Source organism: Chitinophaga sp. LS1 (genome assembly GCF_034274695.1).
Lineage (GTDB): Bacteria > Bacteroidota > Bacteroidia > Chitinophagales > Chitinophagaceae > Chitinophaga.
Window position 1 is genome coordinate 4,786,629 of the sequence record NZ_CP128362.1, and the last position, 14,493, is coordinate 4,801,121.

Below are 14,493 nucleotides of genomic sequence, written 5' to 3' on the forward strand. Positions count from 1 at the left end.
GCTAAACCGGTTTAACTAATTTTTTGAGCGTATTTTTTAGGTTTTTGGCCGATGTACTTTTCGAATGTTCTGGAAAAATGGCTGAGGTTTTCAAAGCCTATCTGGTAACCGGCTTCAGACACGGATAGTTTCTCTTCGCGGATTAGTCTTGCCGCTTCCTGCATTCTGAAATGCTGATAATAATCATAAATCCCCATGCCGAAAACCTGGGTGAAGATCCTGCGCATTTTCAGTTCATTCATTTCAGCAATTTGTTTCAGCTCGATAATAGCAGTGGGTTTGTCTAAAGAGGCAATAATCTTATCGCGGACCTTGTAAATGGATTTAACGTCTTTGTCGCTCAATTTTTGGTGAACGGATTGTTCGCGTTTGCTCAGGCTTTTAAACAGATGGAAGATCAGTTCCATCGCTTTTAGTTTGTAGTGGTAGTCGGATAATATGCCAGGGGGTTCTTTTTTTACAATGTCGTTAATCGTGCGAACAATATCATCCGTCATGATCTCTTCTATTAAGAAGTCATTGCTGGTGTCGAAGAGATATTGGAACTGGTCTGCATCTTTGTTCAGGAATCCTTTTAAATACTCCGCACTGATCAGCACGGAGACGGTCTTTACGCGGGAATCTTTTTTGAAAGTGCTGGTATAGGTCCAGGTAGATGGGAATACGCGTATGAACGGCTTTTCATCTTTGTTTGAGTGATCGTTGTCAAATGGATTATTAAAGAAAAAGCAGATACTGTTTTTAATGAATTTTGGTGCAGTTGTGGGGCGGGAGAAGGTTTTCTTTACTGTATAAGCGGCAAAGAACATGACCAGGTCGGGGAAAAAGTCAAAGCTTTTATAGTTGTGAATGTCTACATTCTGGATGTAATTAGTACCTACGTTATAGCCTATTTTATCAAACAATTGAAGGAAGTCTTGTTGAGTTGACATAATTTTTACGACTATTTTTAGTAGTTATCGTGCTATTTTATTTATAAAGATACATCCATTTTTGTGACATGAAAAAGCAGGTATTAATATCGGGAGCGAGCATAGCAGGCCTCTCATTAGCCTATTGGCTAAATCATTTTGGATATGCAGTGACGGTGATTGAGATATCAAAAGGGTTAAGGAGAGGCGGTTCTCCTATTGATGTGCGGGGTGATGCATTGCGGGTGGCGGAAGAGATGGGTATATTGGATAAGATCAAGGCAAAAGAGCTGGTGCATACAGATGAAATTGTGAATGCTGATAATGAAACTATTGTTAGTTTTTCGATCAATGCACAGGCGGAATATAGTGGGGATATTGAGATTACCAGGGATGACCTGGTGGATATATTGTATGAGAATATTCCTGTTGGGGATGTTCAGCTGATTTTTGATAATAAAATTGAGACAATCACGCAGCACAAAGATTGCATTGAAGTTACTTTTCAAAGAGGAGCGCCCAGGGAATTTGATTTTGTATTTGGGGCGGATGGTACGCATTCATCTGTAAGGAAACTTGTATTTGGGGAAGAGGAAAAGTATTCAAAATTCTTCGGTGCTTATTTTGCAATAGTAGAAGCACCTCTTTTGAAAGCTGGAACCGGAGCGTTGATATACCGTGAACCAGGCAAATTGGCGGCGCTGTATCCATTTAAGAATATAGTGAATGCGTTTGTAGTTTTCAGGTCGCCAAAGTTGCCGTATGATTATAAGAATGATGCGCAGCATAAGCAGATCCTGAAAGATAAATTCAAAGATAGTTCCTGGAAAATACCGCAGATATTGGATGCGATGATGAATTCGGACAATTTATATTTTGACGAAGTGTGTCAGATCCATATGCCAGCATGGACAAATGGTCGTGTGGCATTGGTGGGTGATGCTGCGTATACAACGGGTTTTCCAACAGGCATGGGAACGAGTCTGGCGATGTTGGGGGCTAGTATTATTGCGCATGCATTGCATGCAAATGAGGATTACAATAGTGCATTTGCGAAATACAATGACAGTTACCGGCCTTTTGTAGAAGGTGTGCAGGCAGGGATTACCCGTGGGTTGAACTGGTTGGTGCCGGAGACAGAAGAAGGTATTCAGGAAGCTATAGAACGGTTTTTGTAATATAAAGAAAGATTAGAAGGTAGAAATGTAAATTCATTGGATAATGATTTGGTGAGTGTGGTTGAAGAGTACGCATAAGATATGCAGGTAGTATAATGGAAAACCCGCTAAATGAGCGGGTTTTCCTATTTAAAAGTGTATATTAGGGTTATTCTATTTAAAGAATATAATGAGTTACTTCCGGGGATTAGTTTTTGGAATACCTATTTTAATAAACATAGAATGACATCAAAGTATTAATAATCAAACTTCATTCATTCAAAAACAAGTGCGACTAATAAATACAATTGAAATAAACCCTTTTGACTTTTTAGAGACCGATATTCAGGAAGTACCCGAAGATCGTATCCGGTTTTGGACTGAATGCCTCTCAAACCGAAACCTGGGAAGATTACAAGCCATTCAGAAAGACAGTTATTTAGTGGATATCACAAGTATTAATGATGATGAATTGATAGAAATCATAAAAAAACATCTTGAAGAGGTGGAAATGGAAACGTATGAAGATCAGGTGGGAAAATTATGTGGAGGAATTGCATTAATAGAGAATGATCAGTTTTACATAAAGCCTAACTGTTGTGGTGATATTGGGAATTTGACAGATTGGGAAGATATGCTGGAAGCGCCTGAAGGGGAGTGGAAGCAATTATGGATAGGACATCCATGGGTTTATTACAGACCAGCTTCTCAGGTGATTGAAATTTCCGATTACACTGAGAGTATGGAAAAGATTTCGTTGTTGATCACTATTTCCAAATCAGATTTGCAAAGAGAATTAAAGAAAATCAGATTAGAGCAGGAGAATTTTGAAAAGCGAATACAACAAGCTCTCGAGAAAATGGGAGTGGGAGAGAGTGAGGAAATTGCGAAATTGATGACGCGAAATGAATAATATTTTTAACTATAAAAGAATGGTTCCGTTTAGAAAACTCGCTTTTGCAGTATGCAGTCCTTCTATTCTAATAAGCCTTAATAATTGCTAACAAGTTTACTAACTTGCAAGCAGCCTGAATAAAAACCGGGCAAACCAATACATGCATTGATTTGCCCGGTACCTATTTTCTGCAACTAAATTAATAAGCAATCAGCTTCGGAGCATCCGCCACAAACACATCCAGCACACCATCCGCGATCTTAATTGGACCACCAAAACGGGTAGCGCCAGGGATCGTCTGCAAAGCAGCAGCTTCAGCTGCTAATTTCTTAGCATTGGCAAAATAACGACCCGCTGCGGTACTTCCATGATCAGCAGCATCCAATCCTGCGGCAGTCAGCTGTAGTGCTCTTCCCCATAACTGCATCGCATCCAGCCACGGACGTGCATCCTGCGCAAAAGAGGTATCGACAGTTCCTGACCTGATAATATCCGGCGCCCCTGCGAACGCTGCAGCACGCTGTATCAGGTCGGTAATGGCCTGATGACGGGTGGCAATGTCTCCATTTGCAATGGCATCGCGTACACCATCGAGCATCGCCTTCAGTTTAGGTGCCTGTACCTGCCATGGCTGACTGCCAAAAGTAGGTGCCAGATGTTGGGTATCAAAGAAGGTCAGCAACGCAGCTGTGGCCTGCTCATCACCACCTGCCAGCTCGCGTGCCGCAGCCAGCCAGATACGTTCTGCATCATATCCTTTGTCATTCCACGCAAAAGCAGCTACTCCTGTTACAGCAACACGGCTCGGTGCTTCCTGATTCATTGGATTAGAGAGGATCCCTGCCAGTTCTGTTGATAAGCCGGCTTCGCGTCGTACATAAGGAGCAAGCAACAACCGGCCAGTAGATTCCCCGTAATCATTTACCGGGTAGTTGTCCCATAACAGTGTCTTGCGTCCAAATGCCTTTGTCGCTGCACGTGCATCCCCAGTGGAGATGGCTGGTGGTACGACATCGGTGCCAGTCCATTGTACGACCACCTGCGAGTCAAGATTTTTCCTCAATGCAGCTTTGTATGGACTTTCTTTTGCATCATAATATTCTGTTGGCACCATAATGAGCGGAGGTGCTGTCGGATCGATTTTTTTAAGATTGGCCTGCAATGCGTTCAGCAAACGAGACTGCGCAATACCCGCCGCCTCTGGGCCTGAAGGGCCAAAAGTGGTTTTGTCCAGGTCACAATTCCATTTGGTATATTCAATATCATCGAGGGCCACATAGAAGCTGTGAACACCAATTGAACGAAGGGCACTGAACTTGCGCTCCAACTGATGCAGATCACTTGAATCAGAGAAACATACAGTGGGACCCGGAGAAATGGCATACACAAAGTTGACATGGTTCTTTCTGGCTACCGCTACCAGTTTACCCAATTCAGCTAAAGTCGCTGCAGGATAAGCATCGCGCCAGCGATCCCTTGCATATGGATCGTCTTTTGGACTATACACATAAGTATTTGCTTTGACAGTAGCGAGGAATTCGAGGTGTTTCTCCCGATCTGTCATTGACCATGGTTTACCATAAAACCCTTCGATGGTGCCGCGGATCGGCATAGAAGGATGGTCTTTGATCACGAGTGCCGGAATGGCAGCGCGTTGTGCCAGTTGCCGGAAAGTCTGTGCTGCATGGTACAAACCATCCGCATCGTGGCCGGCAAGTGTAATGAGTGCACCGTTGCCTATCGCTACACTGGCGATTGTATAGCCTTCGGTATTACTGTCTGCTACAGCACCGCATTTCGTGAGTGCTGTGCGCACGATCGCCGCATCGCCGGTACCGAGTACGATGTGTGTACCTTCGAATGCCTGTGGCAGCTGTTTTGCCGTTGTGATGGTTTCAACGCCCGCCTGCGTAAGTATGCTACGTACCAGGGCTGTAGTTTCCGTATCAATACCCGGAGGTGCAACCAGGGTAACTGATTTACCCAGCATGATAGATCCCTTTCCCAGCGCGATAGATACGGGGGCCGGATAAATGGCCGGCAACGTAGCAGGTCGTGCAGAGAGCTGGTTATTCGGTTGAACCGTTTGCGCAAAAGTACTGCTGCAACCCAACATGACCACGGTTAAACAATTGAATAACTTTTTCATTTTTCTTTCTTATTTAGAGCCTGTAATTGTCCGAAAGATAATAACTGACATGGCAAGAAAAAAATGAGCAGGTAATTAAATTAAAAATTTGGCATATAATTAGCCTTCTATCCCTCAAGGCGCAATATCTTTGCCCGCTACAAATACTATGAAAAGATTACTATTAGCCGTTTTGCTCTATGCCAGCGTAAGTGCTTTTGGACAGGACAATCCTAATCCTAAAGCTGTTTCCGCCTTTATCACGCTTGTAAAACAGCAGGATAAACAGGCGCTTGCCGATAAAGTCATATATCCTTTAAGAAGACAATATCCGTTGCCAGCTGTCAATAATAAGCAGGAATTCCTTGCCCGTTACAATGAACTGTTTGATGATTCACTGATTTATGTAATCGCTCATTCTGACCCGGCAAAAGACTGGGCTTCAGGAGGGTGGAGGGGAATCTCCCTGAATCGGGGTCAGGTATGGCTGGATGATAATGGAAAGCTGATAGGGATCAATTACCAGACGAAAATAGAAGCGGCTAAGAGAGCTACGCTGATAGAAGCGGATAAGAACCAGATCAATCCTTCTTTGAGAGATTATAAGCAACCGGTTTTAGCGTTTCAGACGGAGAAATTCAAGGTGCGTATCGATGATATGGGGAGTAATAATTTCCGGTATACCAGCTGGCCGGTGAATGTGAAAACGATTGATCAGCCGGAGATGGTGATACAGGATGGGAAGTTTATACGTGAAGGCTCAGGAGGGAATCATTATTTCTCTTTTGAGAATGGGGCGTATACTTACAAGGTAGAGATCACTGTTATAGGAAAGGAGAAGTTGCCGCCTACATTGACAATTTCAAAGGGGGATGAGACGATCATGATACAGAAAGCTAAGAAGTAGCTAACTGCACGGGAGATCCGGCAGGGGCCTGACTAAATTCAACATGATACACTACGCATAATTATTTTCTTTTTAAATCCAGAAAAACAACCTACCTTAAATAAATTGCCCCAGCCGGTAATCCAGCTGGGGCTTCCCATTAAAATTGTAAAATAAACAAACTAGTATGGCTATACTAAACGAATACCCACTGCTGTTTATCTGAGATACAAATTTACACGTTTTATCCACCTCTATTAAATCCCACATTAATCATTAGTCATTTCACTGTACAATCATTAAAATTTAAAAAAAAGCACATCATTTTCAGAAAATTGTCCATTCCCCGGTAAAAAGTCGTTGTACATTCCATCTTTTTTCCGGATTTGCTATTGTTGTTAGAACACAAATATTTAATTTCGGTGATATAATACATTGTCTTTTAATTAAAAAAATCGAAAACCATGAAGCAAACTGTATCTGCTATTGCTTTAATGCTTGCACTGGCCGCTTGTGGCGGTGGTACTAAACCTGAACAGGCTAAAACCTCCGAAGCACAGGAAGCTGCTGCTACCACCGGTGCTGCTTACACCATCGACACTACTGCTACTACCGTTGACTGGAAAGCTACCCACAAAGGTGGTATGGCTCCTCGTTGGGGTGTTATCAAGGTGTCTTCCGGTACCCTGAACGTTGAAAACGGCACTATTACCAGTGGTGAATTCGAAGTAAACATGAATTCCCTGACCACTGATCCTGCATCTGTTACTGAAAAGGATAAGAAATCCACTGATCTGGATGGCCACCTGAAAAGCGCAGACTTCTTCAATGTTGAGAAGTTCCCTGCTGCAAAATTCGTTATCACTGCCGTAGCTCCTTACGACAGCACTAAAGCTAAGAGCCTGGAAGCAGGTGCAACTAATCTGATCAGCGGTAACCTGACCCTGAAAGATAGCACCCTGAACATCACTTTCCCTGCTGTAGTTACTGTGTCTGAAGGCGACGTAACTGCTACTGCTAAATTCGTGATTGACAGAACCGCTTGGGGTATCCACTACAAAACTGAAGGTAGCCCTGAAAACTGGGTGATCAGCAAGGATATCGAAATCGGCTTCAAAGTGAAGGCTGTTAAGAAATAATTGCTATCAGCAATATGCTGAAAAATAAAAAAGGCCCGCATCGTATGATGCGGGCCTTTTTTTCTCTGAAAATGGTTTTCATTCCCCGTTCGGGAATTCCCTCTTTCATGAATGTTTTATTTGAAAAATAAGCGCAATAAAATTGAATCAAATAAAGTAACAATATCGAAACAAATACCTCCAATTCTCCTAAAACGAAAAAGAGGTAGCAGAGATGCTACCTCAATAAATTATCTGGTCCTTTGAAAACCTAATTTGTATTATTCCCCTTCAAATATTGGTATGCAAATGTAACAACCTTTTTCCGCTCTTTCCAAATCTTTTTTTCCTCCCAAATATTGCACAATAACCAATCCTCTCAATTTCAACTATCTCTCTCCGTTATACTCACATAAAGAATATACCTGCCCGAAAATATATTTTATTATATAAAAAAATATCATAATTTACTTATCTCATAAACCATCATCGACACATACAGCTACCGTGATATTGAACCCTTTTTAACCAGAACCAGCGCCTGTATGCATTGAAAACATTATCCTATACCTGATGCCAAAAATCTATTCCCTGTCTCTGGCATTGCTTTTATCTCAATTACAGCTAAAAGCACAATATGCCGATACCGGAACAGGATCCCTCAAAGAGCACATCTACTGGTGCAACTGGGCCGGTTTTACCATCACCGAAGGGGCCACTAAAACATTCATTACCAGTGATAGCCTCACTGTTACCGCCACGTTTTCCGACGTTACAGGTACCACCCCCGTACCTAACTATATGTCTTACGCCGGCTATGACTTCAATAACCCCGCCATCAAAGGCTCTTTAAATACCAACAGCAGCGCGCATTTCAAAGTGGCATTTACCGCCACCCGGAATAATACCCCCTCACCCGTTACCATGGTCGCCATCAGTACCGGCAGCACTACTTATACAGGCGCCTGCAGCACTTCTATGGCGTTAAGTACTGATACGACCGAAGTCACCATGGGAAACGCCTCCACCGTCATCTTCGGTATCCTGGCAGCATTCGACAGGGGAGACCTCCCGGCTTCCTACGGCTATGCCGCCCACGAACTCACTTATACCCCCTGTACACTCACACAACAATCAAATTTCTACTTAGGTGCCATCGCTCCCGATGCCGACACGCTAAAAGCTACTGATGACGGTGCCGACGAAGATGCGATCACCACTTTTCCTCCATATACAGGAGGAGGGGAGTACGAAATCACGATTCCGGTATACGCCACTACAACTGCATACGTCTCCGCCTGGTTCGACTTCAACCGCAATGGTATCTTCGATGCAAACGAAATAGCGATCGATACTATAACAGCAAATACCGCCATTTTAAAATGGTCAGACATCCCGGCAAGACTCCCTGCCGGCAAAGTGTCTCCATCCGCCTTTCGCTTCCGCATCTCCGATACCCTTATCATCAATCCTACCGGCTATGCGCCCAACGGCGAAGTCGAAGATTATTTCATTGCGCTCACTGCACCCTGCGATGTAAAAGTTACCACGCTCCCCGATGTTATTCTCTGTGCAGGTAAGTCCACGCAGCTCAGTGCTACAGGTGCCACCACCTATCAATGGACACCCGCCACTTACCTGAATGCAGATACCATCGCTCAGCCAGTGGCCAGTCCAACCACCACCACAAAATACACCGTAGCAGGCACAGACGCTTATGGCTGCACAGGCGAAGCATCGTTGACGATCAACGTGAATCCTTCTCCCGTTATCACCACCAGCAAGGATACCTCCATGTGTACCGGTACCACTATCCAGTTATCAGGCGTTTCAGATATTCCTGCCAGTTATACCTGGTCGCCAGCCAAAGGATTAAGTAATACAACCATCACAAACCCAACCGCCAGTCCTGACACTACTACCAATTACATCATTACTGCATCTACTATCTACGGCTGCCGTACTTCCAAAAACATATATATCAATGTAACTCCGACACCTGTATTGAAGGTCACCCCCGACTCACCCGTTGTCTGCATCGGTCAGTCTGTGATCATGACTGCCGCCGGTGGCGATGAATATGCATGGTTCACATCAAATGATTCCCTGCTCACCACAGGTACAGCTTTAAACATTTCACCCCTGCACGATACTACTTTCAAGGTCTACATCAAAGACTACGCCTGCAAGCTCGCTGATACCCTCGTGGTACCCGTGATCGTATACGATACGCCCACCACTACCATTGCCAAATCGGGTGACATAGACTGTGCCAACGCCAGCATCAGTTTAAAAGCAACAGGAGGCATCTATTACACCTGGGAAACAGCTCCCGGCATCACCAATACACACACTGCCAGTCCGGCCGTATCCCCGCTGGAAACGACTACTTACGAAGTCACCATTATGGATGGTCACGGATGTACCAATGTAGAAAGTATAACCGTCAATGTGGATGTCGCTCTCGAATTCACCCGTTATCCTATTCCTTCGGCATTCACACCTAACGGAGATGGTAAAAATGATTGCTTTGGACTAAAACGTTGGGGGGAAACCTCCTGGTTTGAATTCAATATTTTCAATCGCGCAGGCCGGATCGTATATTTATCTGATTCGCCAGATGCTTGCTGGGACGGCACATCCAAAGGAGAACCTTTACCTATGGGTACTTATATTTACATGATTCGCGCCAGAACGGTCTGTGGCGATGTCGTAAGAAAAGGCACTATCCTGCTTATCCGCTGAGCTAAAACCATTTTGCAAAAAATAAATTTTGGGCTCATAGATATTTCCTATTTTGAAGGACTAAAAATCATGACCCTATGTTCAAAAAAACAAGGCGCCAATTCTTAGCCACCGCCGGGAAAACAGCCGCTCTCACCGGTATCGCTTCCCTGTCAGGCACTGCGCTCCTGGCTAAGCCAACTGAAAAGGTTTTTGTACACCATGTCTACTTCTGGCTCAATAATCCGGACAGCCAGGAAGATAAAGCAAAGCTGATTGAAGGACTACAAACGCTGGCGAAAACCGCCAAAACCATTCGCCAACATCATATCGGATTACCTTCTACCACCAACCGCGAAGTGATTGATCGCTCTTACCAGGTATCCTGGCTGCTGTTCTTCAGGAACAAAGCAGATCAGGACATTTATCAGACCGATCCGGCACACCTGGCATTCATCAAAAACTGTTCTACCCTCTGGCAAAAGGTGATCGTCTACGATGCAGAGGATATATAGCGTTAACCGCTCATTAACCTTAAAAGACAGGATTAATACTTTACTTCAGCCTACCAACCAAATACACACACAGCACAACAACGTTATGTCAAAAACATATATGATGATCTGAATATGACATTAGTATACCGCTATTTGTATTACCATTATTACTTATTGGCACAAAAATTTACAAAACGGTATGCAAGAGAGAATGCCGTTTTATATCTGACTGTGGTGGGTTTTATGGTGCTATTACCATTCGTAATAGCCAGTTTTATTATGATCTTCGATCAGGTGTCTTACGGCTTCCTGACGGCTATCGCCGCAGGGTTTACCATCTTTATCTATACGATAAACCGATGCTATTTCAGCCGGAAAACAGTCATTCGCAGAACTTATAAAGAATTTGCCCATCAAAGTAAGCAAGCCATACATGATGGTCTCATTTTCGCCACCGGCCTCCTCGTACTGGCACCTGTACTTTTCCTCCTGCTGCTCGGCTTTATGTCGCTGCTGGACCGATAATAAAAAAGCAGCGGACCAGCCGCTGCTTTTTTGTTTTCCCCTGTCCTACGTATAAAAAAATTACCAGTGACTCATTTTGATCTTTAAAGCGGGCCGTTGGCTTTAGCCATCAACGGCTGCTGTTTTTTAATGAAATATACATGAGTCTATTCTGAGAAATTACATCTGCATTCCTGAATTGGTATCCATGGTACTGTTCGCTTTACGCTTAAACAATGAAGCATCGATCTTACCAAAGCGATATGCCAGGTTCAGTCTTACGAACTGTGGGTTACGCAAACGTGTATATTCCTGTGTAAAATAAGTGCTGTAAGATACCTGATCCGTAGTTCTGCTGCGGAAGATGTCGTTCACGCTGACTGTCGCTGTCAGCGCCTTGCTCTTCAGGAAGCTCTTCTTCAACGCCAGGTCTACACCATAGAAACCTTTGATATAACCCTGGGAAGAACTCTGTGCCTGCATCTGTGGAGGACCGTCTCCAAAACCTTTCTGCTGGTTCACCGGCATGTTGGTTTTAGACTGATAGGTACCTGTCAGCTGCAGTTCAAAGCTGGCCGGCAGTTTGAAGTTACTGTTCACCTTTGCAAAGACACTCCACAAGGCATTGTTCTGTACCTCTGAAGTACCCGCATTTACCTTTGAGTTGTAAGCATTGATGTTTGTATTCATATCCCACCATTTGGTGAAGTAGTTGACCAGTGTTACTTCCGCACCTGTGGTATAGCTGTTCTTTGCATTGATATATGTGTTTATCAGTGCAGAGGTACCAGTGGCTTCGTCTGTTTCTGAATCAGTATAGCTGGTAATAGTATGTGCAGTACGTTTGTAATAACCAGATGCCATAAAGGTACTGTTATTACTGAACGTCTTCATGTAAGATAATTCGAATGATTGTGTGAACTCTGGTACCAGGTTAGGATTACCCTTTGTGATATTCAGCTTATCTGTACTATCCGCAAATGGTATCAGCTGGAAAAAGCTCGGACGGTTGATCCTTCTTGTTACACTCAGCTGCAATTCCTGGTTGTGGCCCACTTTCTGGCTCAGGAAGATAGTTGGGAAAAGGCTTACCGGGTAACTGTTGCTAAACTTCTCACCGTTGTTAAGCAGTTTACCATCGTAGTTGGAACTTTCTGCACGTACACCTACTTTATAGCTGAAATTCTTAATGCTGCTGCTGAATGAACCATAGGCCGCCAGTATCCTCTCATGATTCTCGTAGTTGCTGGTAGAGCTGGATGACAGATCGTACTCACCGGTTTCGTCATTGTAATAGTAAGTAGCGTTCTTGTTCAGCGTATAGTTGAACTGTCCGCGTACACCTGCTTCCAGTTTTGATTTTGCACTCAGTGCTTTTGTATAATCCGCCTGTCCGGTGATGTGGTGCATCTTACCATCGCCATCGATCTTCTGAATTACATCATTAGTATAAGTACCACCTTTAGCTGTATAGTAATTGGTGGTATACAGTGAATTATTTGTGTTGGTACCACCGAAATAGTTTGCCGTGACACTCAGTTCATCTCCTTCGTGGGGGAACAGGTGTTTCATTGCCAGTTCCAGGCCATTCCCGTTAAAGACTCTTTTTCCATCTGTAATACGATGACCATAAGAGCTGGTAGTACCGCTGTTGTACAGGCTGTCTGTAAAGATGTCAAGCGTACTTTTTGGTGACATTTCACCATGCACTTTTGTACCTGTGAGGGATAAAGTCGTTCTGTTATTCATGAAATAATCCAGACCTACCCTGCCAAACATAAATCCACCGCCACCAGTCTGTACGTTGTTCTGCAGTGTATGGAGGTTAGGGTCTGTAGAGTAATCAGTACGGTCAGTGTAACCTGTTGTACGATCTTTGTTCTGGTTATACATTGCATTTGCACTCAGGTTAAATTTACCCTGGCGTGCATTGAAGTCCAGGCCGCCATTCAGGGCGCCACGGCTGGAAATACCCGCTCTGATGTTACCATTGTAACCCGTTTTACGGTTCTTCTTCAGCACAATGTTCACGATACCTGCGCCACCACCTGATGCATCGTATTTAGCACTTGGAGCAGTCATTACTTCCACCGTTTCGATTGCATCTGCCGGAATCTGGTCCAGGGTCAGGGTAGTAGGACGGCCATCCAGGTACAACTGTGGTGTGGCATTGCGCATGGTCATGTTACCATCTACATCCACGTTCACAGAAGGTACGTTCTTCATCACATCCTGTGCAGTACCACCTACGCTGGAAATGTTCTGGGTCACATCGAATACCTTCTTGTCCATATCCACTTTCATGAGTGGTTTGGCAGCGGTCACTGTCACCTCGTTCAGCTGACTGATGTCGGCCGTCAGTTTGAGGTTACCCAGGTCTTTGTCAGTAGAAGGGGCGCCGCCACCTGCTTTTTTGAAAGACACGGTCTGTACATATTGTTTATAACCGGTGGCTGAGATTTTCAGTATCAGGGGGCCGAAAGTAGGCACACCTTCCAGGCTGAAATCCCCGTTATTTTGTGTCATGGCTCCTTTTACAAGCACATCTTTTTTAGTGCCGGTAGTGGTGTCATATCTGTTTTGAAATACGATAACGGAAGTGTAGGGTAGAGGTTTACCATCACTATCCAAAACCTTTCCGTAGAGGTGACCATTTGCTACGGGTTTACCACCTGGAAAACCTCCCGGAGGAGGTGTGCCCCCCGGAGGCATTTGTGCATGTGCTGCTACTGTAAAGGTCAACAGGGCGATTAGCCAAAAAATTCTTTGCATAAACTTCTTTTCTGATAAGGCAAAACTAATTGTAGAATTTAATTATGCATAGCCAAATGAGACAACAGGAAAAAATATAGCGACAAAAGGTAGCTTCTTTTCATGTTCGGCCCCCCACACAAAAAAAGTGGGTTTTACCAGCCGGCAAAACCCACTTTTCTGATATCGCTGAATAAGCTTATTTAGTACCCGTCAGCGCCGCCACAGACTCCCTGTAGTTATCCCCCACAGGCAGCTCCATGGTGCCGATAAACACACTGTTCTTCCTGATTGCAGTGATATGCGCTACCGCAATGATATAACTTTTGTGGATCCGGATGAACTTTGCCTGGTTTAGCTGTTCTTCCACCTGTTTCAACGGCATCCGGGTCACCACCGGCTTGGCGGTACCTGTCATATGTATCCGGATATAGTCTTTCAGGGCTTCAATCCAGATAATATCTCCGATATTGATCTTCAGCAGACTATAATCCGCATTCACAAAAAAGAACTCCGGAGAAGGGGCTGCCGCCGTTGTGGGGTTAGCTGGCAGTTGCCTGAGCTGGAACAGTTCTTTCGCCTTGTTACAGGCTTTGATAAAGCGGGGCAGCGCGACCGGCTTTACCAGGTAATCTGTTACCTCCAGGTCAAACCCCTGCAATGCGTATTTTTCATAAGCCGTGATCAGGATGATCATCGGCTTGTGCTGTAAACTCTGTATAAACTGCAATCCCGTCAATCCCGGCATCTGGATATCCAGGAAGATCAGGTCCACGGTATTTTCTTCCAGCACCTTAATCGCTTCAAAAGCATCTGCACACTTTGCTACCAGCTCCAGATAAGGTACCTGTTTGATATTGTCTTCCAATAAATCCAGCGCCAGTGGCTCATCATCAACTGCTATGCAACGTAATACCATATT

The 14,493-nt window shown here is 44.3% G+C and carries 11 protein-coding genes; 7 read left to right on the top strand and 4 right to left on the bottom strand.

Annotated features, from left to right (window positions below; translation table 11 throughout):
* Nucleotides 1-11 precede the first annotated feature (11 nt).
* Nucleotides 12-932 (bottom strand): AraC family transcriptional regulator, encoded by a 921-nt coding sequence (locus QQL36_RS19865; protein WP_321566553.1) that lies wholly within the window; start codon nt 930-932, stop codon nt 12-14.
* A gap of 68 nt (nt 933-1,000) precedes the next feature.
* Here QQL36_RS19865 and QQL36_RS19870 point away from each other — a divergent pair, with 68 nt between their 5' ends.
* Nucleotides 1,001-2,089: an FAD-dependent monooxygenase gene (locus QQL36_RS19870; RefSeq protein WP_321566554.1), complete on the top strand. Its 1,089-nt coding sequence runs from the start codon at nt 1,001-1,003 to the stop codon at nt 2,087-2,089.
* A 268-nt stretch (nt 2,090-2,357) separates the two neighbouring features.
* On the top strand, nt 2,358-2,981 hold the full coding sequence (locus QQL36_RS19875) for a hypothetical protein (RefSeq protein ID WP_220388722.1): 624 nt from the start codon (nt 2,358-2,360) through the stop codon (nt 2,979-2,981).
* Between the two features lie 181 nt (nt 2,982-3,162).
* Here QQL36_RS19875 and QQL36_RS19880 read toward each other — a convergent pair whose 3' ends face one another.
* Nucleotides 3,163-5,112, bottom strand: a complete 1,950-nt coding sequence (locus QQL36_RS19880) for a beta-N-acetylhexosaminidase family protein (RefSeq protein ID WP_321566555.1) — start codon at nt 5,110-5,112, stop codon at nt 3,163-3,165.
* 148 nt (nt 5,113-5,260) lie between these two features.
* On the opposite strand from QQL36_RS19880, the gene QQL36_RS19885 reads away from it, so the two are divergent.
* From QQL36_RS19885 to QQL36_RS19905, 5 genes are all read left to right on the top strand, one after another.
* Nucleotides 5,261-5,998: a hypothetical protein gene (locus tag QQL36_RS19885; RefSeq protein ID WP_321566556.1), complete on the top strand. Its 738-nt coding sequence runs from the start codon at nt 5,261-5,263 to the stop codon at nt 5,996-5,998.
* Nucleotides 5,999-6,441: 443 nt separating this feature from the next.
* Nucleotides 6,442-7,116, top strand: a complete 675-nt coding sequence (locus QQL36_RS19890) for a YceI family protein (protein WP_083721839.1) — start codon at nt 6,442-6,444, stop codon at nt 7,114-7,116.
* 552 nt (nt 7,117-7,668) lie between these two features.
* On the top strand, nt 7,669-9,840 hold the full coding sequence (locus tag QQL36_RS19895) for a gliding motility-associated C-terminal domain-containing protein (protein WP_321566557.1): 2,172 nt from the start codon (nt 7,669-7,671) through the stop codon (nt 9,838-9,840).
* Nucleotides 9,841-9,917: 77 nt separating this feature from the next.
* Nucleotides 9,918-10,334: a Dabb family protein gene (locus QQL36_RS19900; protein ID WP_321566558.1), complete on the top strand. Its 417-nt coding sequence runs from the start codon at nt 9,918-9,920 to the stop codon at nt 10,332-10,334.
* A gap of 114 nt (nt 10,335-10,448) precedes the next feature.
* A complete protein-coding gene (locus QQL36_RS19905; protein WP_321566559.1) occupies nt 10,449-10,841 on the top strand; it encodes a hypothetical protein in 393 nt (130 codons plus the stop codon).
* Between the two features lie 159 nt (nt 10,842-11,000).
* Here the strand turns inward: QQL36_RS19905 and QQL36_RS19910 are convergent, their stop codons facing one another.
* Both QQL36_RS19910 and QQL36_RS19915 read right to left on the bottom strand, forming a co-directional pair.
* Entirely contained in the window at nt 11,001-13,592 is a 2,592-nt protein-coding gene (locus QQL36_RS19910; RefSeq protein ID WP_321566560.1) for an outer membrane beta-barrel family protein, read from the bottom strand.
* A gap of 178 nt (nt 13,593-13,770) precedes the next feature.
* A complete protein-coding gene (locus QQL36_RS19915) occupies nt 13,771-14,490 on the bottom strand; it encodes a LytTR family DNA-binding domain-containing protein (RefSeq protein ID WP_321566561.1) in 720 nt (239 codons plus the stop codon).
* Nucleotides 14,491-14,493: the final 3 nt, after the last annotated feature.

Coding starts and splice junctions, on each gene's coding strand:
- QQL36_RS19895 (WP_321566557.1), top strand. CDS start 7,669: ATGCCAAAAATCTATTCCCTGTCTCTGGCATTGCTTTTATCTCAATTA.
- QQL36_RS19870 (WP_321566554.1), top strand. CDS start 1,001: ATGAAAAAGCAGGTATTAATATCGGGAGCGAGCATAGCAGGCCTCTCA.
- QQL36_RS19885 (WP_321566556.1), top strand. CDS start 5,261: ATGAAAAGATTACTATTAGCCGTTTTGCTCTATGCCAGCGTAAGTGCT.
- QQL36_RS19890 (WP_083721839.1), top strand. CDS start 6,442: ATGAAGCAAACTGTATCTGCTATTGCTTTAATGCTTGCACTGGCCGCT.
- QQL36_RS19880 (WP_321566555.1), bottom strand. CDS start 5,112: ATGAAAAAGTTATTCAATTGTTTAACCGTGGTCATGTTGGGTTGCAGC.
- QQL36_RS19905 (WP_321566559.1), top strand. CDS start 10,449: ATGACATTAGTATACCGCTATTTGTATTACCATTATTACTTATTGGCA.
- QQL36_RS19910 (WP_321566560.1), bottom strand. CDS start 13,592: ATGCAAAGAATTTTTTGGCTAATCGCCCTGTTGACCTTTACAGTAGCA.
- QQL36_RS19915 (WP_321566561.1), bottom strand. CDS start 14,490: ATGGTATTACGTTGCATAGCAGTTGATGATGAGCCACTGGCGCTGGAT.
- QQL36_RS19865 (WP_321566553.1), bottom strand. CDS start 932: ATGTCAACTCAACAAGACTTCCTTCAATTGTTTGATAAAATAGGCTAT.
- QQL36_RS19900 (WP_321566558.1), top strand. CDS start 9,918: ATGTTCAAAAAAACAAGGCGCCAATTCTTAGCCACCGCCGGGAAAACA.